The sequence below is a fragment of the Butyrivibrio sp. WCD2001 genome, from assembly GCF_000424485.1.
Classification (GTDB): domain Bacteria; phylum Bacillota; class Clostridia; order Lachnospirales; family Lachnospiraceae; genus Butyrivibrio.
In genome coordinates, this window is the sequence record NZ_AUJZ01000001.1 from 51,909 (window position 1) to 75,252 (window position 23,344).

A 23,344-nucleotide genomic window follows, 5' to 3' on the forward strand; every position below is an offset into this window, starting at 1 on the left:
TATCATGTATTTAAGAACGTCCATTTATATAGTATAGGAGAAAGCAAATGAACACAATCATTGCAGAGATCGAGAAGGAGCAGCTTAACGAGAACGCTCCTGAGTTCAACACAGGTGACACAGTACGTGTTTACAACAAGATCAAGGAAGGAAACCGCGAGAGAGTACAGGTTTTCGAAGGAACTGTTAAGAAGATTCAGGGTGGTTCAAACCGCACAACATTCACAGTTCGTAAGATCTCAAATGGCGTAGGTGTTGAGAAGACATGGCCTCTTCACTCTCCTCTTGTAGAGAAGGTTGAAGTTGTGAGAATGGGTAAGGTTAGAAGAGCTAAGCTTAACTACCTTAAGGGCCTCACAGGTAAGAAGGCAAAGGTCAAGGAAAAGGTTCGCTAAGAATGATTTCTTTGGTAAGGGCAGTTACTTTTTAGTAATTGCCCTTTTTATCTTTTGGGATTTTTAAGGAGTGTTTATGCTTCGGAAAAATAGATACAGACCAATGTATTTGGAAAAGAAAAAGAAGGTAACGCCCGAAATTTTCAAGGAGATTCTTTCGTGGGTGTTCTATACCGCGGTGGCTTTTTTTGTGGCCTTTGTTCTTGTGCTCTGTTTCGGAAAAAGAGTCAGAGTCATCGGAGATTCGATGGAACCTTCGCTTACTAATGGTCAGAGTGTACTTGTTGACGGGATTGTCTACAAGCTCACCTCGCCAAAGAAGGATGATGTGATCGTTTTTTTGCCAAATGGTAATGAGAAATCACATTATTATGTCAAGAGAGTGGTTGCGGTCCCTGGGGAGACGGTAAAAATTGAAGGCGGCAATCTTTTGGTGAATGGCGAAACTGTCGTCACTGAAGATCGTGAATATGATAAAATGGAAGAAGCTGGAATAGCTGAAAATGATATTACTTTGGGGAGCGGAGAGTTTTTTGTTCTCGGTGATAACAGAAACAGCAGTGAAGATTCCAGAAGTGCCAATATTGGTGTTGTGAAGCTTTCGACCATTGCAGGCAAAGCGTGGTTATCCTATGGATCTAAAGAGGGTAAAACAGGCTTTGTGGATTAAAGGTAGAATGTATGAATAATTATCAGTGGTATCCCGGTCATATGACCAAGGCTATGCGCATGATGCAGGAAAACATCAAGCTTGTAGACCTGATAATAGAACTTACGGATGCAAGAATACCGATGTCGGGAAGAAACCCCGATATTGACAAACTCGGGCAAAATAAGTCCAGACTTGTTATCTTAAATAAAGCTGATCTTGCAGATCCTGATATCAGCAAGGAGTGGATAGAGTATTTTTCATCCACCGGGGCAAGAGTTATGGAGATGAACTCCAAAACGGGCTCTCAGGTAAGAACAGTTCTGGATCAGGTCACTGAGAGCTGCCGGGAGAAGATTGAGCGTGATAAAAAGAGGGGGATAGTAAACAGACCTATAAGGGCGATGGTTGCAGGTATCCCCAATGTGGGCAAATCAACTTTTATAAACCGGATTTCCGGAAAGGCGGCAGCAAAAACAGGCAATAAGCCCGGCGTTACAAAGGGTAAGCAATGGATTATGCTTGGGAAGAATTTGCAGCTTCTTGATACGCCCGGAGTATTGTGGCCAAAGTTTGATGATGAAAATGTAGGACTTCACCTTGCACTTATCGGTTCCATGAATGATGAGAACCTTGATAAGGGTGAGCTTGCAGTAAGCCTTATAAGAATTCTCGAGGACTGGTATCCCGGTGTCCTTTCAGACAAATATGGAATTACGGACAAGCAGAAGCTCCTCTATGAAGAGGATATGTATGAGACCCCGGAGTCATCAATTCTTACAGCTATAGCCGATAACAGGAAACTGATAAAACAGGGCGGAAAAGCTGATATAGAAAGAGCATGCATGCAGCTTCTTGATGATTTCAGGAATGGGAGACTTGGAAAAATATCTTTGGAGAGACCGATATGAATAAAATAGAAGAGTTTATGAAAAGTGCAGGCAGTACTATCCTTACAGTTTTAATCGTCTGCATTATAACAATGCTGTTTATGAAATTTGTTGCTCAGAGAACAGATGTAGACGGTGAGTCTATGATGTATACACTTCACGATGGTGATGTGCTGATGGCAGATAAGCTTACTTACAAGTTTTCCAAGCCAAAGAGATTTGATATAGTTATTTTCCCGTATCCACAGGATCCCAGCGAATACTTTATTAAAAGGGTTATAGGGCTTCCCGGAGAGACCGTTCAGATAGATTATGACGGTAATATCTACATAAACGGAGAGATACTTGAGGAGCATTACGGTGCAGAAATAATCCAGAATCCCGGCAGAGCTGAAGAACCGATAACTCTTGGTGATGATGAGTATTTTGTTATGGGAGATAACAGAAATTACAGTATGGATTCAAGAGAACCGCTCGTAGGAAATATAAAGGGATCTGATATTATCGGCAGAACCTGGCTCAGGATGTATCCTTTTTCATCTTTCGGAATAATTGATAAAAACAAGGAAAATAAGAGCGATGACTGAGAAAATAGGTGTCATTAAGTCTGAACTTTCAAATGCTGTTTCCGTAGAGGATTACGAAGCATTTTGCCAAAGATATGAGGCTGATGACAGAGCGGGAGTCAAAAAACTGATTGAGTCCGCAAAAAAGCATATAACAGCTATTGAAAATGAGAAGAAGCGCCTCTATGAGATGAGAAGTTACGAGAGGCTTCATTCTGATAAAAAATATATCTGTGGTATAGATGAGGTTGGAAGAGGCCCTCTGGCGGGACCGGTATACGCTGCAGCGGTCATTCTTCCGGCGGATGCTGAAATACTGTATATAAATGATTCAAAGAAATTATCCGAAAAAAAGAGAGAAGAGCTTTATCAGGAAATAATGGAAAAAGCTGTATCGGTTGGTATTGGCTTTAGTACCCATGAGCGAATTGACGAAATCAACATCCTTCAGGCTACCTTTGAGGCTATGGCTAAGGCTGTAGATAATCTTTCTGTTAAGCCTGATATTTTGCTTATTGATGCGGTTCATATACCGCAGCTTGAAGCCTATCCTCAGGAATCGATAATAAAGGGTGATGCCAAAAGTGTATCTATAGCTGCGGCAAGTATTATTGCCAAGGTTACGAGAGACAGACTTATGGCCGAACTTGACAGTAAGTATCCGGGTTACGGATTTTCACATAACAAAGGGTACGGAAGTGCAGATCACATAGCTGCTCTTCGGCAAATCGGACCTTGTGAGATTCACAGAAAATCCTTTATAAAAAATTTTCTTAATTAAGAAAGCGTGCCTGCATGAGTATCATTCAGAATTTGACCGGTAACAGGCCTGTTGTACAGGTTGATGGCCATATTGTTAATCAGAATGCTGCAAAATCGCAGGAGTCATTGCGCTCTTTGGAGACAGGGGAGAGACTGTCCGGCAAGATTATTTCCATGTCTGATGAGAATGGGGCAAAAAATGCCCAGATAAGACTTGGAGACGACACTGTAATAAATGCAAAGCTCCAGGATGGCATGTACCTTAAGGAAGGACAGACAATATCTTTTCAGGTGCGCGGAACATCCGGACAGATAACACTTACACCTCTTTATGAAAATACTTCTGTGGATCCGACTGCTCTGAAAGCGCTAAACGCAGCAGGAATTGAGGTCACACAGGATACCGTTAACATGGTAAAGACCATGATGGAAAACGGGATGGGAATTGACAAGGATTCCTTAAATGCCATGCAACAGACGGTGAATTCTCACCCTGAGGCAGAGGTTACTTCTCTGGTTCAGATGAAGGCTCTTAATATTCCAATAACAGAACAGAATATCGGGCAATTTGAAAGCTATAAAAATTATGAGCATCAGGTTGTGGAGACCATGAAATCTATTATGGATGACCTTCCCGAGGCTTATAATCAGCTTGTACAAAATGGTGAGGGTGAAAAGGCAAATGATCTTTACGGGAAGATATTGAACATGCTCTCTGAAGGTGCAGAGCATATGGAGCAGACCGTGGTCAAGGGTGATGCTGCCACGATGATTCAGGAGCGGAATGCAGCGACAGGGACAAATCCCGCGACAGGTGAAGTTACAAATAACGCAGAGGCGACGAACGGCGAACAAACGATTCTCGCCGAAGGTGAAAACGAAAGTACAGTTTCGCTTCAGAACAATGATGCAAAAGTTATAACTGCAAATGGAGAGAATATTATAAATTCGGACGATGGTGTGGCGAGTGATGCACAAAAGCCCGGCAATGTGCAGAATGCGCAAAATGCTGTAAGTGATGATCCGAATATCAAAGAGCTTCAGGTGAACTCTGAAGAAGCGCAGTCCGGGAAAGTAACAGAGAAAGCAGCCGGTGACCAAAGTGCAAGCACACAGAAAATGGTTTTTGATAATGACTTTGCCAAGCTTATCAAAGAACTAAACACAAATACAGGCGCTACCGGTGACCAGATACAAAAGCTTATTGCTCAGGCCGGTACGGGTAAAAGTACCGAGATTGATCAGATGGCTCTTATAAAAGAACTCGCCGATGCTTATCAGGCAGCATCACATTCAGCTGAAAATAAGGAAGCTGCTTTTTCAAAAATATTCAGTAGTAATGAGTACAATAAACTCATGAAAAATGTGATGCAGGAAGAATGGCTGATAAGACCTGATGATGTGAGCATAAAGGAGAATGTTGAAAATCTCTACACAAGACTGAGTACACAGGCCAAGCAGCTTACCCAGCAGCTTACAGAGAGCCTTGGACCTGAGAATAAGGTTGCACAAAGTGCAATGAATCTCCAGAATAATATTGATTTCATGAATCAGATCAACCAGATGTTTCATTATATTCAATTGCCTCTTAAGATGGCAGACCAGGATGCTCACGGTGATCTTTATGTTTATTCAAACGGCAAGAAAAAGTTTGAACCGGGAGATACGGTAAGTGCGATCCTGCATCTGGATATGGATAATCTCGGACCGATCGATGTTTATGTGAAGATGAAAGATACCAATGTAAAGACAAATTTCTATGTCGCAGACGAATCGGTTATTGATCTTATTGCTGAGCACATCGGGGAGCTGAATGATAGGCTGAATAAGCGAGGATACACTATGGAAGCGAGGATGATGCTTCATACTGATCAGGATGAAAACAGTGAGGATCCGCCCGTCAGCAGTTTGCTTGATTCAAAAAAGACAGCTTTTTTATCAACAACATCATTTGATGCGAGAGCATAAGAGGGCTAAAACATGGCAGATAACAGTGATCTTGAAAAAGGAAAGACGAAGGATGGAAAACCAAAGCAGGCGATAGCTCTTGCGTATGATCCAAATGAAGACGGGGCTCCTCGCGTTATAGCAAGCGGAAAGGGTATCGTGGCCGAAAGGATTATTGATGCCGCTAAAGAGCAGGATATTCCAATTCATGAGGATTCGAAGCTTGCAGATACTCTGTCGAAGCTGGAAATCGGTGAAATGATTCCTCCAGAGCTTTATGAGGTAGTGGCTGAGATTCTGGTATTCGTAGATGCTATGGATAGGATTAAGGCCAAAGAAAATAATAGATAAGTATTATGAATAAAAGAGAAACAGGACAATATTATGAAAATCTCGCCTGTGAGTATCTTTCGGAAAATGGAGCAAAGATTGTTTGCAGAAATTTCAGGAGTAAAAAGGGTGAGATCGATATTATAGCAAGAGATGGAAAATATCTTACATTTGTTGAGGTGAAATACAGAACATCAGCTCGTTTCGGTGAACCGGAAGCGGCGGTGAATTCCCGGAAGCAGAAGACAATCTGCCGGGTGTCGGATTTTTATAAAATACGGTTCGGTATAAGCGAGGAATGCCCGATAAGATATGATGTTGTTGCCATAAAGGTTGACGAAACATCAGCTATTCATATAAGATGGCATAAAAATGCTTTTTCATATATTCCCTACAATGCGTGGTGATAATAGAGGAGGATTTACAGATAGTGCAGAACGTTTTGGTATGTGATGACGATAAAGAGATAGTTGAAGCTATTGAGATATATTTAAAACAAGAAGGAATTAATGTTTTTAAAGCCTTCAATGGCATTGAAGCATTGGAGATTGTAAAAACAAATGAGATTCATGCGGCTATCATTGATATTATGATGCCGGTAATGGATGGAATTCAGTGCACAATGAAGATAAGAGAGCACAGTTCCATCCCGATTATTATTCTTTCCGCCAAATCAGAGGATGCGGATAAGATTCTAGGACTCAATATTGGTGCGGACGATTATGTGACTAAGCCATTTAATCCGCTTGAACTTGTGGCCAGAGTAAAGTCAAATCTACGTCGCTATACGGAGCTTGGAAATGCGGATACAAAGGATGCCGATGATGAGTACATTTTCCGCGCCGGCGGACTTGTTCTCAATGACAATTCCAAGTCTGTAACCGTGGACGGAGAAGAGGTTAAGCTTACCAAAATTGAATACAACATTCTGATGTTCCTTATCAAGAATAAGGGGAAGGTGTTTTCTATCAGCCAGATATACGAGAATATCTGGAACGAGAACGCAGTGTCTGTTGATAATACTGTTGCAGTACATATCAGACACATCAGGGAAAAAATTGAGATTGATCCCAAAAATCCCAAATATCTTAAGGTTGTTTGGGGGGTAGGCTATAAAATCGACACTGAGGATTGATAATGTTTGATAAAATATTCAGGCATAAGACCATGTCCTGGATCAGCAGATATATACTGAGAATTTTTCAGCACATATGTTTTGCTGCGGTAGTTGCTCTTGTTTTTTATATTTATAAAGGGTCTACCTTCACGGGCACGGGCGGTGTTGTCTATAATTTGCAGAAGGACGACATCGGAAAAGAATATGCCGATTCGGAGCTTTTTAATTCAATATTATTTGATAATCTGAGAAATGCGGTGGAGCTTGCCGCATATCAGACTCTTTTTGAGACCGATGGAGTATATAACGGAGATAAAAATATTGATGTAACCGCTTTTATTAACAGAAATACAGTTTTACAGAGCGATTATATTACTGCGGTTTACCCGGTTTCAAATCTGATCAAGTGGTCCCAGAATGGCTTTGAATATGATGATGCGAATTTTACTACAAAAGAGAGCAAGGATTTCTTATCTGCTACTACAGTATACACGCATCTCTTGAAAAATAATGCTGAGGGTGGAATGAATGCGTTCTTAAACTCTCAGCTTGAAAACAATGCGGTAAGAACCAATGTAAAGGAAGTCGATAAGGACGGAGCCGGATCACATACTGTTTTGATTCCCAGATATAAAACCATTAACGGTGAAAATATCGAGGATATTGTTTCGGGCTGGGATGAGTATAATCAGCTATGTGCAAATATCACCGAGACCGCATCCACAATGGCTGCAGGGTATGAGCGTTATGATGCATATAAGGACAAATATTCGTTTTACAAATCGAATTTCAGATATTATATCACCAGAACGATTAACGCCCGCACTGAAGTATTTACAAATGTTGATTCACTTAAGAGCGGCACAAACGGACTGAATTTGAAGGATGTTTTCAAGTCCTACGGAAGGTATATTTATTACTGCCCTTATGATATCGAATATTCAACCAATACTCAGATAAGCGAGGATTCCTTAAGACAGCTTCTTGGCAATTATCAATATGCCTTCCCCGATCAAATGAAGTTCTATTTTGCAATCGATATTAACAAGACTGCCAATATAGATGATTTCAAGGTTGGAAAAGAAGCGTTTAACAGGTATATGCCGTACTACAGGCAACTGTATATAATAAGTGCAATTTTCGCGGTGATGTATGTGATTGTACTTGTCCATCTTTCAATATATGAAGGACGAATCGAATACGCTGACGGAAAAGTAGGCGGGATTGAGAGAATAGATGTTATCCCGATAGAAATTGTGTTTGTGTTTTCACTGGCTGTTTTGGGTATTTTGTTTGGGCTATTCCAATTCGCCATCAATAATTATGAAGTTGTTAAATATAACACAATGAATATGTCGCTTCTTGCAGGAGGACTCTCTTTTGTAGGTGATAATGCCATATGTTATGCAATTTACAGCATAATCAGAAGAGCCAAGGCAGGACAATTATATAAAACATCCCTGTTTAAGTTTATTATCGGGCTGATTCATAAGCTTTTTGGTAAGATGACACTCAGGCAGAATCTTTTTGTGAGAACGGTGCTGCCGTTTTTGACTTCTACGCTGCTTAATCTATATCTTATTCTCAGATGGGGCGCTGTAGGAATTGTTATAGTTATAGTCCTTGACGTTGCTGTGGCGCTATATATTATAAACCTTAACAATGATAAGTTTATCATCCTTGATGCGCTAAAAAGGATTGCTCAGGGCGAGATTGATGTCAAGGTGGATGTTAATAAGCTTCACAGCAGTAATGTCTACTTTGGGGAAGAACTAAACAAGATTTCGGTTTCTGTTGAAGAAGCTGTAAATCGAAGTATGAGAGATGAGAAGCTGAAGGCTGACCTTATAACAAATGTATCGCATGATATCAAGACGCCTCTTACATCAATAATCAATTATGTTGATCTTCTGAAAAGAGAAAACATTGACGATCCGAAAGTCAGTGAATATATAAGGATACTTGATAATAAGTCGCAGAGACTGAGGCAGCTCACAGACGATCTTGTGGAGGCTTCGAAGATTTCTTCCGGCAATATTACACTTACGATAACGGAGCTCAATTTTGCCGAGTTTGTAAATCAGATTCTTGGTGAGTTCTATGAGAAATTCGAGAGCTTCAGGCTGGTGCCCATTCTTAAGTGCGAGAAGTATGATGTGTTTATTCAGGCTGATGCAAGACAGCTGTATCGTGTCATCGAGAATCTTTTGAACAATGTATGCAAATATGCTCTTCCGGATACAAGAGTATATATGGATCTTTTTGTGGCAAAAACGGAGATAGGTGTCAGCAAAGCAGTTTTCTCTGTTAAGAACATCTCGAAAAATGAGTTGAATATAAACGCGGATGAACTTACAGAGAGATTCATAAGAGGAGATATTTCCAGAAGTACCGAAGGTTCGGGACTTGGACTATCCATTGCAAAGAGTCTTACTACAGCAATGGGAGGAGAGTTTGAGATTATTCTTGACGGTGATTTGTTCAAGGTAAATGTGGGATTTGAAACCGGAAAATTCAGCAACGGAAATCCTGCTTCGGAAAAAATGGGATAAATAATAAAAAAGGCTATTAAAAAATGAGGACCTGTTAATCAAACAGGTCCTCAGCTTTTGCTGTTCTGGCATTATATTTATCAATGATACTGTGAATAGATTCTGTTGGAGTAATAACGTTACTGAGCGATGCATCGTGGTTCATGAAATCAATGACTGTCGCAAGGAATTTACTCATGTCAGCAATGTGATAATACTCTCTGTTCATAAAGTCAGGATTCTGATAGATGAGATTAGTGGTTATAAGCGCATCGAAGTCACCGTTTTTATAACCCTCATCGAATACTTCCATTCCGTTCGTGAAAAGGCCGAAGGTTGTGCATATAAATACACGCTTTGCGCCCTTTTTCTTGAGCTGTCTGGAGGTGTCTATCATGCTCGAACCGGAGGAAATCATATCATCGATTATGATAACGTCCTTGCCATCAATTGCGGAACCGAGATACTCATGTGCCACAATGGGGTTGGAACCGTTTACAACTTTGCTGTAATCACGTCTCTTATAGAACATTCCGGTATCAACGTTAAGAACATTTGCAAAATAAACCGCTCTGTCCAAAGCGCCTTCATCAGGACTTATAACGGTCAGATGTTCCTTATCAACAGTAAGATCATCAATTTCCGAAATAATAGCCTTCATGAACTGCGGTGATGCCATAAAGTTATCAAAACCTGAAATAGGAGCTGCATTGGATATTCTGGGATCATGGGCATCAAAGGTAATGAAATTGCTTATACCCATGCTGTAAAGCTCCGAGAACATAACTGCGGCATCAAGCGATTCGCGATTGTTCTTGTTGTGCTGTCTGCCCTCGTAGAGGAATGGCATAATGATGTTTATCCTTCTTGCCTTACCGTTGATGGCAGCAATGACTCTTTTTAAATCCTGATAGTGATCATCGGGAGAGTAGTAATTATCATAACCATACATTTTGTAGGTCATTGAATGATTCATAACATCGGTGAGAATGAAGACATCCTTACCTCTAAGTGACTCATAAATCTGAGCCTTGCTCTCACCGCTTCCGAAGCGGGGATTAGCATATTTAACCCTGTACTCATCCTTAACATATCCCTGAAAAGCGGGGTCGTTACCCGGGGTGTTGTGAAGGTCGTGTCTGAATTCGACAAGACGTGCATTGACCAGTTCTCCAAGTCCTTTGGCAGACTCCATGACCATGAGCGCGATCGGAGCAACCGGTATTGATGAATCTAATTTATGAAAATCAGGCATTTTATCTCCTAACAAAAATAATAATAGATTTTTTACGCTATTATCTTATTGTATCTTATACTGACACGTCAAGAAATTTAATGTATAATCAGTTTTATGGATAATAAAGGACATTTGATAAAAAAGGTTGAACCCGGAAGCATAGCGGATGAATTGGAAATTGCCGCCGGGGATTATTTGCTTGCAATAAATGGTCAACCTATAGAGGATATATTTGACTACCAGTATATGGTACAGGATGAAGAGCTCACCCTTCTTGTTAGAAAACCGGACGGAGAAGAGTGGGAGCTTGACATAGAAAAATATTACGACGAGGATCTTGGCATAGAGTTTGATAACGGACTTATGGATGACTACAGATCCTGCTGCAATAAATGTATTTTTTGTTTTATAGATCAGATGCCACCGGGGATGAGAGAGACGCTGTATTTTAAGGATGATGACGCGAGACTTTCCTTCCTTCAGGGGAATTATGTCACTCTTACAAATATGAGTGATAAAGATATCGACAGGATTCTGAAATATCATCTTTCTCCGATAAATGTATCATTTCAGACTACTAATCCTGAACTTCGCTGCAAGATGCTAAATAACAGATTTGCCGGCGAAGCACTGAAAAAGGTTGACAGGCTTTGCGAGCCGGGTACCGGAATTGAGCTGAACGGACAGATTGTTCTGTGCAAGGGTGTTAATGACGGGGAAGAACTTCACAGGTCGCTTACCGATCTATATAATTACAGACCAAATCTTAAGAGTGTTTCAGTAGTTCCGGTCGGTTTGTCCAAATACAGGGATGGTCTGTTTCCGTTGGAACCGTTTGAAAAAGATGATGCCGTAGCTGTAATAAAGGAAATCAATTATTGGCAGGAGAAGTCTTTTGAGGAATACGGAGACCATTTTGTACATGCCTCGGATGAGTGGTATATGATTGCACAGCTTCCGATTCCTCCCGCAGAAGCGTATGACGATTACGGACAGCTTGAAAACGGAGTGGGGATGGTCAGGCTTCTTCTGGATGAGTTTGATGAAGCGCTTAGGGATGCAATAGAAAACGGGGTCGATGGCATTCCATTAAGTGAATATAAAGGAGAGGTGTCAACTGCTAGCGGCAGGCTTATATATCCGTTTATATGCGAGATGGCAAGAAAGCTTACCGAAGCAGCACCGGGACTTACGGTTCATGTTCATGAAATTATAAATAATTTCTTTGGTGAGAGAATAACCGTTACAGGGCTTCTTACAGGACAGGACATAATTGCACAGCTTAAAGGGCAAAAGCTTGGAGATGCGCTGATACTTCCACAGAATGTACTTAGGGCAGGAGAAGATTATCTCCTGGATGATGTGAGAGTATCCGATATCGAGAGCGAGCTTGGGGTTAAGGTTCGCATTATAAAAAGCGGAGGTATGGATTTCATAAGGGGACTAATTACGAAGCAGGATGGTATTTTATGAAAAGAAAAAACATAGTTGCGGTAGTGGGACGACCCAATGTAGGAAAAAGTACCCTGTTTAATGCAGTTGCAGGGAAAAATATCTCTATTGTTGAGGATACTCCCGGAGTTACCAGAGATCGAATTTATCAGGATGTCGAGTGGCTTAATTACAATTTCACACTTGTGGATACAGGCGGTATAGAACCGGATACAAATGACACGATTCTCGCGCAGATGAGAGCTCAGGCTGAAATAGCGATTGAGACTGCCGATGTTATCATTTTTATGTGTGATGTAAAACAGGGGCTGACTGATGCGGACTCACAGGTTGCGGATATGCTTAGGAAATCCAGAAAACCGGTTGTTCTTTGCGTCAATAAGGTGGACAGCTTTAAGCGTGATTCCATGGATGTTTATGAGTTCTACAATCTGGGAATCGGTGAGCCGTTCCCCATAAGCGCTGCGAATAAGCAGGGAATCGGAGATCTTCTTGAGGAAGTTACCAAGAACTTTACAGCTTCTGACAGCGAAGAGGAAGAGGATGACTCAATAAGAGTTGCTGTTATAGGTAAGCCCAATGTTGGCAAGAGCTCTATAATAAACAGACTTTGCGGAGAAAACAGACTTATTGTGTCAGATATCGCAGGAACTACAAGAGATGCGATTGATACAGAGGTAAAATATAACGGTAAGAAATATACCTTCATAGATACCGCAGGCCTTAGAAGGAAAAACAAGGTCAAAGAAAAGCTCGAGGAATTTATGATCCTGAGAACTGTTACCGCGGTTGAAAGAGCTGATGTGGCTGTCATAGTTATAAATGCTGATGAAGGGGTCACTGAACAGGATGCCAAAATTGCTGGAATTGCGCATGATCGCGGCAAGGGAATCATAATTGCGGTTAATAAGTGGGATCTTATCGAGAAGGACAATAAGACGGTTAATGAGTTCACAAAGGATGTAAGAAGCGTACTTTCCTTCATGCCTTATGCAGAGATTATTTTTATTTCGGCCGAGACCGGACAGCGACTTGTAAAGCTGTATGACATGATAGATGCAGTAAGTGAGAATCACGCTATGCGTGTTGCGACCGGTGTCCTCAACGAAATAATGATGCAGGCAGTGGTAATGCAGCAGCCTCCGTCAGACAAGGGTAAAATGTTAAAGCTCTACTACATCACCCAGGCTGCGGTTAAGCCACCTACTTTTGTGATTTTCGTTAATGATAAGAAGTTGATGCATTTTTCCTATACCAGATATATTGAGAATCAGATAAGGGGATCTTTCGGATTCAAGGGTACACCTCTTAAGTTTATTATCCGAGAGAGGACTAATGACAAGAAGTAAAGTAAGAAATACACATTAAAGTAAGTAAAAAAGAGAAGGGGACTCTAAAATATATGCCTTCTCCCTGGGGAGAAGGTGTCAGCGAAGCTGACGGATGAAGGGGCCCGGGAGGGGATTTGTATGATTGCTAGAGTTTTGTGTCTGTTAATTGGCTATGCTTTCGGCCTTATTCAGACTGCTGTAATTTATTGCAGGATGAAAGGTGTGGATATCAGAAATGTCGGAAGCGGCAACGCCGGTACAACAAATACGCTTCGTGTTCTTGGGGCAAAAGCCGGATTTACAGTACTTTTTGGGGATATGCTTAAATGTATAGCGGCTGTAGTGGTTTCTTCATTTTTATGTAAGATGATTCTTGGTGACGGATATGGTGACATGAAGTATCTGTTGAAGATATATACTGCTGCAGGATGTGTCTTGGGGCATGATTTCCCCTTTTATATGAAATTTAAGGGCGGAAAAGGAATAGCTTGTACGGCAGGATATATTCTTGCATTTAAATGGACCTTTGTGATCGGAGGACTACTTGCATTTTTGATCCCTTTTAATATCACTCATTTTGTATCTCTTGGCTCACTTTGTCTTTATGCAGTATTTTTTATCCAGCTCGTAGTAGAAGGACAAATGGGACTTTTAAACATGTCTCAGCCGCACCTTATTGAAATGTATATTATAGCATTTGCTATGACTGCGCTTGCGTTTTATCAGCACAGAACCAATATTGGAAGGCTGATTCGCGGTGAAGAGAGAAAAACCTATATTTGGAAGAAAAATAAAGTAGATTGAGGAGGATAATGTGGACAACAGTATAGCCGTCATAGGCTCCGGAAGCTGGGGAATTGCACTCGCATGGAGACTCTGGAAAAACGGATCGGATGTAACCTTATGGGCGAGGAGCAGAGAATCTGCCGAGAGGCTCAGAACTTACAGAGAGGACAAGGACAAGCTTCCCGGAGTAATTTTGGATGGAAGTATAAAGATAACAGATAACCTCGAAGGCGCACTAAAGAACAAGGATATGGTAGTAATAACGGTTCCTTCTGTTGCAGTCAGAGAGGTTTGTAAGAAAATGAAACCCTACCTCATGCCTGAGGAAGAGGGACACCAGATAATCGTTAACTGTGCTAAAGGAATCGAAGCAGAATCCCTTATGCTTATGTCTGATGTTATTCTTGATGAACTCCCGGGAAGGGATGTGGCTGTTCTTTCCGGCCCGTCACATGCCGAGGAGGTTGGAAAGGATCTGCCGACAACTATTGTTGTAAGTGCATTCTCCAAGGATACCGCAAAAGAAGTTCAGAATACGTTTATGGCTGATACATTTCGTGTATATACCAGCCCGGATATGCTTGGTATAGAGATAGGCGGAGCCCTTAAAAATGTTATTGCGCTTGCGGCAGGAGTTAACGACGGACTGGGGTATGGTGACAATGCCAAAGCAGCTCTCATAACAAGAGGCATAGCGGAAATGTCCAGACTTGGAGTTGCTATGGGTGGCGACTTTGAGACATTTTCGGGATTGTCAGGAATCGGTGATCTTGTCGTGACCTGTGCATCTATGCATTCGAGAAACCGCAGAGCTGGAATTCTTATCGGGCAGGGTAAAACCGCTGACGAGGCAACCAAAGAGGTAAAAATGGTTGTGGAAGGAATTAATAGTGCATCAGCTGCGCTTGCACTTTCGAAAAAGTATGACGTTGAGATGCCGATTGTCGAGCAGGTTAATGAGGTATTGTTTAACAATAAACCGGCGATTGAAGCTGTTACGGATCTTATGAACAGAGAAGGTAAGGACGAAAACGACCTTCAGGGATGGTAATTTAAGCTCACATACCATTTAACAATGGTATGTGAGTTTTTTTTCGTAAATATAAAATAATTATAAAATTTTATTTCATTTTTTTCTCCAAATGTGGTAATATTACAAAGTACGTTTTAAGCTGATAAATCATTTAATGAGTTATGGGGCTCATTGCTGAAATGATTTGTCTTCTATATGAGAGAGGAAAGAGGAAAAGAAAATGAGAAAAGTATTGAAAACACTCGCAGGCGTTGTTCTTGCATGTGCTATTACATTCACTGCAATGCCTCAGACAGCATTTGCTGCCGGAATTACTACTGTAAATGTAGGACAGACTAAGAAGGTACAGTCAAAGTATTATAAGGGTGCCAAGGCACACAAGGCAAAGGTTACCTGTCACGACAAAAGATTTATGGGATCTTCCCAGGGCTACAATGTATATTATGTTGATTTTACATTGCAGAACACAAAATTCACCACAGATGAATGTATAGGAATTAATAAGGAATGCTCCAGGAAAGGTTTGTCTTCACTCTCGACTTATACTTGGGTTCTTACAGATAGTCAGGGTAATGATATAAACGGTACCAGAGCAGCAGTTTCAGCGGAATATTCAAGTATCACAAAGTCAAGCAGTGAGTTTACAAAGAAAGCTGTATACAGAAGCGGATATTACAGATATCATTGTAGTGTTTCTACTCCTAAGAGCAGAAATTTCAAGCTTATGGTTGTATGCCCTGCTTATTCACCGGACGTTTGCGTTGGTATAGCAGGTCTTAAAAAGGGTCAGCCTTCATACAGCGCATTGAATTCCTATCAGTATGGTTATTGCACATTTAATCAGGCAGGATTTGGTGGAAGCAAAAAGAACATTGCAGCTATCAGACTTCAGTAATTAAAAATCGCATTAGTGAAAGGGATTGGTCTCGCACCGATCCCTTTTTGTATTTTTTTGAACGAAGCTCCTTGAATTTGATATAATATCCTTGATCAAAAAATATAGAGGAATGGTATATGAAAAAAGTTTTTAAAATCCTTTCAATGGTTATTCTTGCATCTGTAATAGTATTTTCATACACACCCCATACTGTAAGTGCTGCAGCATATTCGCAGGGGATGTTAAATACATCTGCAAAAGAGAACGGCACATATACGATAAAGACATATTTTCCCGGTATCGGTTATCAAAAGATGAAAGTGAGATTTGATACTGTAGAGAAAAAAGATGGGGAATTCGTATACAATGGTAAAAGCTATAAGGCAAAGCGGGCCAAAGTATCAATTCATTGCTACTATCCAAAATCGACGCTCAATAAAATCAAAAACAATGCAGCAAAGATTGTTATGGCAAGTAAGCATAAAAACAGTGCTCTTGATCGTGGCTCATTTATACTTGATGCGGACACGGGACGTTTGGGCTCTGTACTTTCCTGTAAAATGATTGTCACAAATAGAGAGTTAAAAAAACTTGTACAGAGAAAAGGAAATGTTAAGGCCAGTTATACAATTACCCAAAATTGGGATGTAACATATGATGTTACATATCCTAAAAAAAGTGAAGGGAAACTTCTCATAGGTATCACGGGAGTTAAAAAGGAGATTGGAAAGAATAGTGGTGGTTTTTCAGAGTTTTCAAGTGGCCGGGCATCTATTACGAGTACCCCATATTTCAAGAAAAATATGAAGTCGCTTTCAATCTGGACAAAAATCTGAATTATAAAATTATATTCTTGACAATAAATCAAAAATATTGATAATTATTACGTAAAGGCTATGAATGGAATAAGTAGTCTAATGATTCAGCCACAGAGAGTTGCCGGTTGGTGAGAGGCGCGGATATGCTCATTAGATGAATACATCCGGGAGCTGCGCGGAGGAATGATATATCTAGTAAGCCGCGACGAGAACCGAGCGTTAGACGGAAGAGTATGCGGAATATTCCAAGTACTTGCTGAGGCATGTGATGTGAATTACATGTGAATGAAGGTGGTAACACGGATTTAAACCCGTCCTTCGTAATCTATAATTGATTGCGAAGGGCGTTTTATTTTGGCTTTTATAGGAGAACCAAAAGGACGTCCTCGCATAAAAAACGGAGGTGTATTATGCAAATTTATGAAGAACTTAAAAGAAGAGGGCTTATTGCGCAGGTAACTGATGAAGAGCAGATAAGAGAGCTCGTAAATGAAGGAAAGGCTACTTTCTATATCGGTTTTGACTGTACTGCAGACAGCCTTACAGCAGGCCATTTTATGGCACTTACTCTTATGAAGAGACTTCAGCAGGCAGGAAATAAGCCTATCGCTCTTATCGGTGGCGGTACTACCATGATCGGAGATCCTTCCGGAAGATCCGATATGAGAAAGATGCTCACAAGAGAGGATATCGATCACAATGCAGAGTGCTTTAAGCGCCAGATGGAGAAATTCATTGACTTTGGCGAAGGCAAGGCTATGATGGTAAACAATGCAGACTGGCTGATGAACCTCAATTATATAGAGCTTCTCAGAGAGGTTGGTGCATGCTTTTCAGTTAACAATATGCTTCGTGCCGAATGCTATAAGCAGCGTATGGAAAAGGGACTGTCTTTCCTAGAGTTTAACTACATGATTATGCAGTCCTATGACTTCTATTACATGTTCCAGAAATATAACTGTAATCTTGAGTTTGGTGGTGACGATCAGTGGAGTAACATGCTTGGTGGTACAGAGCTTATCAGAAGAAAGCTCGGTAAGGATGCACATGCTATGACTATAACTCTTCTGACAGATTCACAGGGCAATAAGATGGGTAAGACAGCTGGTAATGCTGTATGGCTTGATCCCAAGAAGACATCACCCTATGATTTCTATCAGTATTGGAGAAATGTCGGCGATGCTGACGTTGATAAGTGCCTTAAGATGCTTACGTTCCTTCCTATCGAGCAGATAGAGGAGATGGAGAAGTGGGAAGATTCCAGAATCAATGAGAAGAAGGAAATTCTTGCTTATGAGCTTACAGAGCTTGTTCATGGAGAAGAAGAGGCGAAGAAAGCTCAGGATGGTGCAAGAGCTTTATTTGCAGGCGGCGGAGATCTTGCAAATGTTCCTGCTGTTTCTCTTAAGGAAGAGGATTTCAGAGACGGAGTTATTGATATCCTTCAGGTACTTGTTTCTTCAGGACTTTGCCCTACAAGAAGTGAGGCTAGAAGAGCAGTTCAGCAGGGTGGTGTAACATTTGGCGATGACAAGGTTACCGATTTTAAGACTACATACACTAAGGAGACTTTTGCCGGTGATGGTGTGATGGTTAAGAGAGGTAAGAAGTCCTTCAAGAAGGTTGTATTTTAATGGTTTTATTTTTTGATATAGACGGAACACTTTGGAATTACAAAAATGAAATAAGTGATAAGACTATAGAAGGTATTCGCGCTGCACGGAAGAATGGGCATAAGTGCTTTATAAATACCGGCAGGGCGAGAGCCTTTGTCACTAATGAAGATCTGCTGGGAATAGGTTTTGATGGCATAGTATCAGCCTGTGGAACTATGATCGAGTACAACAGCGAGGTGGTTTATAATCGCCTTATTCCGGCAGACGATGCCATAAGAACTATTGAGACAGTAAGAGCTTACGGCTTCAAGCCTATTCTGGAAGGCCCCAATCACTTATACCTGGAATTGTCTGATTTTGAAGGCGATATGTATGGTGATAAGGTTATAGCTGAGATGGGAGACCGTCTGCGAGGAATCGATGAATGCTGGGGCAAATGGGAGATGCAAAAGCTTTCCTGCGCCACAGAGATTCCGGTAGAAAAGCGCGATGAATGCTTTGAAAAGCTGTCTGACCTATATGATTACATGATACATAGCGATACCGTAGTTGAGATGGTTCCCAAGGGCTTTGATAAGGGCGTCGGAATTGAGAAGGTATGTGAGCTTCTCGGAGAAGATATCAGCAATACTTTTGCTTTCGGAGACAGCATAAATGATAAGGAGATGCTTATAGCAGCCGGTGTCGGTGTAGGTATGGGCGGAACCTATCATGATCTTTCCGAATATGCCGACTATATTACAGCATCGCTTGATGATGATGGGATATGGAAGGCTCTGAAACATTTTGAATTGATATAAAAATGTAAAATAAAAAACTTCCTCTTGTTCTCAAAGGAGAGACAAGAGGAAGTTTTTTGCTGCATTATTATCTCCAAAGTACCCATAAGAACACATATGCGCCGATAACGGCAGCCAATGTGAAAGGAATACCGATTCTGGTGAAATCTTTGAAGCTTACTTCATATCCTTCTTTTCTGAGCATTCCGACACCTGCAATATTGCAGCTTGCTCCTACGGGAGTGATGTTTCCTCCAAGGGTAGCACCGCAAAGGAGTCCAAAATAGAGCAGATACGGAGCAATTCCGAGAGACGCGGTAACACCCTGAAGTACGGGAAGCATCGTAGCTACGTAAGGTATGTTGTCGATAAAGGCAGAAATGAGAACTGAGCCCCAAACTACAATTGTAAATAATAAGAAAATGTTATTTCCACCGGCTTTAACAATGAGCTTTGCGAGATCATCCACAAGACCAACCTCTGTAACGCCGCCAATTACCATGAATAATCCGGTAAGAAGGAGCACGGTATCATAGTCGAGATTCTTAACAACATTTTTTATTCTGTCTACATCGTGATCTTTGAAGTATTCCCATACGATTCCGATAAGAGAACATACAAGACAGATGACACCATTTGTAATCTCAGGTTTGTTCTGGATAAATGAAGCGCCCATGAGCAAAACGACGTGGGCAACCATCATTATTGTAGGGACATAGTCTTTAACGACTGTTTTTTCTTCTGCGGATACAGGCTCTTTATCTTTTCTGAAAAGAATCATCATGATCGGAACTGTAAGCAGAGCACCAAGCTCTACCGCAAAGAAGATTCCAAGTCTGCCGTTCATCCAAAAGAAATCATTGAAGTCCATTTTTGCATAAGCGCCAAGCATAATGGAAGTTGTATCGCCGACAAGTGTAGCAGCTCCCTGCAGATTGGATGATACTGCAATCGAAATGATCATCGGAACAGGATTTATCTTGAGCTTCTTGCAGATTGCGAGTCCGACCGGTGCAACCATCAGAAGGGTGGCTACGTTGTCGATGAATGCAGATATCAGTCCCGAGAACAGTGACATATAAATTGTTACCCACATTACATTTGGAGCAAGATCAAGCAGATGATCTGCTATCAGGTTTGGCATTTTCGATTCAATAAAGTAATCTACAAGCAGTAACGTTCCGAAAATCATAAGAAGTACGTTCCAATCAACTGCCGAAACTACTTTAGTGTAGGGGAGAATACCGGTCACAATAAATATTGCGGCAACTCCCAGAGCGATATATGCACGCTTTTTCGGAAATGCGATAAGTCCGATATACATCGCCACAAATAAGATAATTGCAAGAGTTTTCATTTTATAATTCCTTTCGCTATTTTATATTTGATAAAAAAAGAGACTGATACTGCAGATAATGCAGTAAAAGTCTCGTTAATTACAACATATCCGGGGAAGGACATCTTCCCGTACTGACGGATGAATGTTACATGCAGATGCATGACAACTACTCCCTTTTACTTATAATAAAATATCAAATTTGGAAGAGCGCGTCAAATGTAAATATGGACAGGTTATGGCCCTTTAGTTAGCCATAAAATGATTGTGATACCCTTATGTTTTATGATATACTAAATCGGACTTTATGCACAAATACAGTAATAAGCAAGGTATACGAGGAGTTTAGAATGAAAAAAGCATTATCTATCTTATGTGCAACGACTCTTTTTGTGTCCACCCTTGTTGGTTGTGGAAACACAGAAAAGAAGCAATCTGCACCGGCAAGTGAAGAAACAGTTGAAGCAACTGCTGAAGAATCAAATGAAGAAGTAACAGAAGAAGCAGCAGAGGAAGTTGCTGAAGAAGTAGCAGAAGAAACTACAGAAGAAACTGAAGAGGAAAAGCAGACTGAGGAAGCATCGGCAGAAGAGACAAGCAACTCGGTTACTGTAAGAGTTGGCTCTCTCAAGGGTCCCACAACTATGGGACTTGTGAATCTTATGAAGGATTCCGAGAACGGAGAGTCTGCCGGTAACTATGAATTTTCAATGAAGACTCAGCCCGATGAAATCATGGCGGGAGTTGTGTCAGGCGATATTGATATAGCACTTGTTCCTGCCAATATGGCATCTGTTCTTTATAATAAGACTGAGGGAGGCGTTTCCCTCGTTGATATCAATACACTGGGGGTTTTGTATTGCGTAACCGGTGACGAATCCGTAAAGAGTGTTAAGGATTTTGCGGGCAAAACAGTAGTGACTACCGGACAGGGTGCATCACCTGAGTATGTTCTCAGATACCTTCTTGATAAAAACGGCGTTACTGACTGCAATATAGAATTTAAGTCCGAGGCAACAGAAATTGCGGCTCTTCTTCAGGAGGACGCATCAAAGGTGGCAATTCTTCCGCAGCCATTTGCTACAGTGGCATCTGCAAAGAACGATGCTGTATCGGCAGTGTTCGATCTTACCGATGAATGGGATCAGGTTTCCGATGGATCAAAGCTCTTAACAGGCGTAACTGTTGTCAGAAACGACTTCTTAAATGAGCATAACTTAGAAGTTCAGAAGTTCATTGAAGAGCATAAGGCAAGTGCAGACATGGCCATATCAGATGTCGAAGGAACTGCAGCTCTTGTGGAAGAGTATGGAATTATTGAGAAAAAGGAGATAGCTGCAAAGGCACTTCCTTCCTGCAATATTGTTTGTATTTCGGGAGATGATGCAAAGACTGCACTTTCAGGCTACTTACAGGTTCTTTTTGATCAGGATCCTAAATCTGTTGGCGGCAACCTTCCGGATGATGCCTTCTATACATTGGACTAATTATTTCTGAGGTTTTATGAAAATAGTAAAAAAGACCGGCATTGTGGCCTTCTGGCTATTGGTCTGGCAACTGCTGGCTATAATAATCCACAACAAAATATTACTTGCAGGCCCTGCAGAGTCATTAAACGCGCTTATCCAGATGGCAAAAACACCTGATTTTTCAGCATCGGTTGTAACCTCAATGCTTCATATTGTAGCAGGAGTGGTGATCGGCTGTGTGCTGGGAATTGTTCTGGGGGCTATAGCTCTTAAATACAGAATTGTAGGAGAATTCATTTCCCCTGTGGTGACTACTGTGAAGTCAGTGCCTGTAGCAAGCTTTGTTGTGCTTATACTTATTTGGATTGGTAGTGACAATTTGTCCACAGTGATAGTAGCGCTGGTGGTTTTTCCTATTTTATATCTGGCAACGACAAACGGTTTATCCGCAGCAGATGATAAGCTTCTCGAGATGGCACATGTATATCGTATGCCATCTGCCAATAAAATAAGATATATTTATTTTCCGGCTCTTATCCCATCATATATGAGTGCGATTTCAGTCGCAGTAGGCATGGGCTTTAAGAGCGGCGCAGCAGCTGAAGTAATAGGGCAGCCGCTCCTCACTATGGGTAACGGGCTCTACAGATCTAAGATAAATCTTGATACAGCAGAGGTCTTTGCCTGGACATTTACGATTGTTTTAGCTTCATTTGTAGTTGAAAAAATATTTATAATGATAATTTCCATACTAAAGAAACTGTTCGTGCCTGCATCGGCAAATAATCAGGCTGTGAACAGTAAGGATGAGGAGGTGCAGGATGACAATTGACCTTGAGAATATCTCCAAATCCTATGGGGCGAGGAAAGTCCTTGAAAATTTTAATCTGGAAATAGAAAATGATCATTCTTATGTTATTACAGGTGCTTCGGGAAGCGGAAAAACAACGCTTATACGAATTCTTTTAAGCCTTGAAGAACCTGATAGCGGAAGAGTTCATCTGATGGGTGATTATAAATATCCATATCTGAACGCAGGAGTGGTTTTTCAGGAAAACAGACTTTGCGAACAATTTTCTGCAGTTCAGAATGTTGTTATGGTCAATAAGAAAAACTCAGTAAAAGTTGCCGAGGAGGAACTCTTAAGACTCCTTCCCGAGGATGCGATTCATAAACCGGTATCTGAGCTTTCGGGAGGAATGAAAAGAAGAGTTGCGATAGTACGAGCATGTGCTATTCCATCGGATATGCTTATTATGGATGAGCCATTTACAGGACTTGACCTTGAAAATCGGATAAAGGCAATTGAGTATATCAGAGAAAAACAGGGAAGAAATCCGCTTCTTATTACTTCTCATGATATGGAGGGTCTGGATTTTTGCAGACGTATTGAATTGTAATATACCTTGAAATTCCTTTGGGA

Annotated in this window: 23 protein-coding genes and 1 other annotated feature; of the genes, 21 read left to right on the forward strand and 2 right to left on the reverse strand. The window is 41.1% G+C overall.

Annotated features, from left to right (window positions below; all coding sequences use genetic code 11):
• Positions 1-47: 47 nt before the first annotated feature.
• The 10 genes from rplS (at position 48) to G630_RS23150 (ending at position 9,208) form a co-directional block, all read left to right on the forward strand.
• The gene (gene rplS / locus G630_RS0100220; RefSeq protein WP_022760209.1) at positions 48-395 is read left to right on the forward strand and encodes a 50S ribosomal protein L19; all 348 of its coding nucleotides are present in this window, start codon (positions 48-50) and stop codon (positions 393-395) included.
• A 76-nt stretch (positions 396-471) separates the two neighbouring features.
• On the forward strand, positions 472-1,065 hold the full coding sequence (lepB, locus tag G630_RS0100225; RefSeq protein WP_044927597.1) for a signal peptidase I: 594 nt from the start codon (positions 472-474) through the stop codon (positions 1,063-1,065).
• 11 nt (positions 1,066-1,076) lie between these two features.
• Complete coding sequence (ylqF, locus tag G630_RS0100230) at positions 1,077-1,955, forward strand: ribosome biogenesis GTPase YlqF (protein WP_026497381.1); 879 nt, start codon at positions 1,077-1,079, stop codon at positions 1,953-1,955.
• Complete coding sequence (lepB, locus tag G630_RS0100235) at positions 1,952-2,521, forward strand: signal peptidase I (RefSeq protein ID WP_022760206.1); 570 nt, start codon at positions 1,952-1,954, stop codon at positions 2,519-2,521. Before ylqF ends, lepB (G630_RS0100235) begins: the two co-directional genes overlap by 4 nt.
• A complete protein-coding gene (locus G630_RS0100240; protein WP_026497383.1) occupies positions 2,514-3,281 on the forward strand; it encodes a ribonuclease HII in 768 nt (255 codons plus the stop codon). The genes lepB (G630_RS0100235) and G630_RS0100240 overlap by 8 nt, the downstream gene beginning before the upstream one ends.
• A 14-nt stretch (positions 3,282-3,295) precedes the next feature.
• Positions 3,296-5,230: a flagellar hook-length control protein FliK gene (gene fliK / locus G630_RS0100245; protein WP_026497384.1), complete on the forward strand. Its 1,935-nt coding sequence runs from the start codon at positions 3,296-3,298 to the stop codon at positions 5,228-5,230.
• 12 nt (positions 5,231-5,242) lie between these two features.
• On the forward strand, positions 5,243-5,560 hold the full coding sequence (locus G630_RS0100250) for an EscU/YscU/HrcU family type III secretion system export apparatus switch protein (RefSeq protein ID WP_022760203.1): 318 nt from the start codon (positions 5,243-5,245) through the stop codon (positions 5,558-5,560).
• Positions 5,561-5,565: 5 nt separating this feature from the next.
• Positions 5,566-5,946 (forward strand): YraN family protein, encoded by a 381-nt coding sequence (locus tag G630_RS0100255; protein ID WP_044958361.1) that lies wholly within the window; start codon positions 5,566-5,568, stop codon positions 5,944-5,946.
• Positions 5,947-5,969: 23 nt separating this feature from the next.
• On the forward strand, positions 5,970-6,674 hold the full coding sequence (locus G630_RS0100260) for a response regulator transcription factor (protein ID WP_022760201.1): 705 nt from the start codon (positions 5,970-5,972) through the stop codon (positions 6,672-6,674).
• 2 nt (positions 6,675-6,676) lie between these two features.
• Positions 6,677-9,208, forward strand: coding sequence for a sensor histidine kinase (locus G630_RS23150; protein ID WP_049946021.1), 2,532 nt, complete (start codon positions 6,677-6,679; stop codon positions 9,206-9,208).
• Between the two features lie 34 nt (positions 9,209-9,242).
• Here the strand turns inward: G630_RS23150 and G630_RS0100270 are convergent, their stop codons facing one another.
• Positions 9,243-10,442: a ribose-phosphate pyrophosphokinase gene (locus G630_RS0100270; RefSeq protein WP_026497386.1), complete on the reverse strand. Its 1,200-nt coding sequence runs from the start codon at positions 10,440-10,442 to the stop codon at positions 9,243-9,245.
• A 96-nt stretch (positions 10,443-10,538) separates the two neighbouring features.
• Between G630_RS0100270 and G630_RS0100275 the strand changes: the two genes are divergently transcribed.
• From G630_RS0100275 to G630_RS0100310, 8 genes are all read left to right on the forward strand, one after another.
• Complete coding sequence (locus G630_RS0100275; protein ID WP_022760198.1) at positions 10,539-11,897, forward strand: DUF512 domain-containing protein; 1,359 nt, start codon at positions 10,539-10,541, stop codon at positions 11,895-11,897.
• Positions 11,894-13,225, forward strand: a complete 1,332-nt coding sequence (gene der, locus G630_RS0100280; RefSeq protein WP_026497387.1) for a ribosome biogenesis GTPase Der — start codon at positions 11,894-11,896, stop codon at positions 13,223-13,225. The genes G630_RS0100275 and der overlap by 4 nt, the downstream gene beginning before the upstream one ends.
• 120 nt (positions 13,226-13,345) lie before the next feature.
• Complete coding sequence (gene plsY, locus G630_RS0100285) at positions 13,346-14,011, forward strand: glycerol-3-phosphate 1-O-acyltransferase PlsY (protein WP_022760196.1); 666 nt, start codon at positions 13,346-13,348, stop codon at positions 14,009-14,011.
• 10 nt (positions 14,012-14,021) lie between these two features.
• Positions 14,022-15,044, forward strand: coding sequence for an NAD(P)H-dependent glycerol-3-phosphate dehydrogenase (locus G630_RS0100290; RefSeq protein WP_022760195.1), 1,023 nt, complete (start codon positions 14,022-14,024; stop codon positions 15,042-15,044).
• A 202-nt stretch (positions 15,045-15,246) separates the two neighbouring features.
• Positions 15,247-15,921 carry a hypothetical protein gene (locus tag G630_RS0100295; RefSeq protein ID WP_022760194.1) on the forward strand — a complete coding sequence of 225 codons (675 nt, stop codon included), beginning with the start codon at positions 15,247-15,249 and terminating at the stop codon, positions 15,919-15,921.
• A 119-nt stretch (positions 15,922-16,040) separates the two neighbouring features.
• Complete coding sequence (locus tag G630_RS0100300) at positions 16,041-16,739, forward strand: hypothetical protein (protein WP_022760193.1); 699 nt, start codon at positions 16,041-16,043, stop codon at positions 16,737-16,739.
• Positions 16,740-16,790: 51 nt separating this feature from the next.
• Positions 16,791-17,043 (forward strand) — a binding site (T-box leader).
• Between the two features lie 88 nt (positions 17,044-17,131).
• Positions 17,132-18,355 carry a tyrosine--tRNA ligase gene (gene tyrS / locus G630_RS0100305; RefSeq protein WP_022760192.1) on the forward strand — a complete coding sequence of 408 codons (1,224 nt, stop codon included), beginning with the start codon at positions 17,132-17,134 and terminating at the stop codon, positions 18,353-18,355.
• Positions 18,355-19,137, forward strand: coding sequence for an HAD-IIB family hydrolase (locus G630_RS0100310; protein ID WP_022760191.1), 783 nt, complete (start codon positions 18,355-18,357; stop codon positions 19,135-19,137). Before tyrS ends, G630_RS0100310 begins: the two co-directional genes overlap by 1 nt.
• A 67-nt stretch (positions 19,138-19,204) precedes the next feature.
• Here G630_RS0100310 and G630_RS0100315 read toward each other — a convergent pair whose 3' ends face one another.
• On the reverse strand, positions 19,205-20,473 hold the full coding sequence (locus tag G630_RS0100315) for an SLC13 family permease (protein ID WP_022760190.1): 1,269 nt from the start codon (positions 20,471-20,473) through the stop codon (positions 19,205-19,207).
• A 329-nt stretch (positions 20,474-20,802) separates the two neighbouring features.
• Between G630_RS0100315 and G630_RS0100325 the strand changes: the two genes are divergently transcribed.
• The 3 genes from G630_RS0100325 to G630_RS20115 are packed head-to-tail and all read left to right on the forward strand — an operon-like array spanning position 20,803 to position 23,321.
• On the forward strand, positions 20,803-21,939 hold the full coding sequence (locus G630_RS0100325) for an ABC transporter substrate-binding protein (RefSeq protein WP_026497388.1): 1,137 nt from the start codon (positions 20,803-20,805) through the stop codon (positions 21,937-21,939).
• Positions 21,940-21,955: 16 nt separating this feature from the next.
• Complete coding sequence (locus G630_RS20110; protein WP_049946022.1) at positions 21,956-22,753, forward strand: ABC transporter permease; 798 nt, start codon at positions 21,956-21,958, stop codon at positions 22,751-22,753.
• Entirely contained in the window at positions 22,743-23,321 is a 579-nt protein-coding gene (locus G630_RS20115) for an ABC transporter ATP-binding protein (RefSeq protein ID WP_022760186.1), read from the forward strand. Before G630_RS20110 ends, G630_RS20115 begins: the two co-directional genes overlap by 11 nt.
• Positions 23,322-23,344 lie beyond the last annotated feature (23 nt).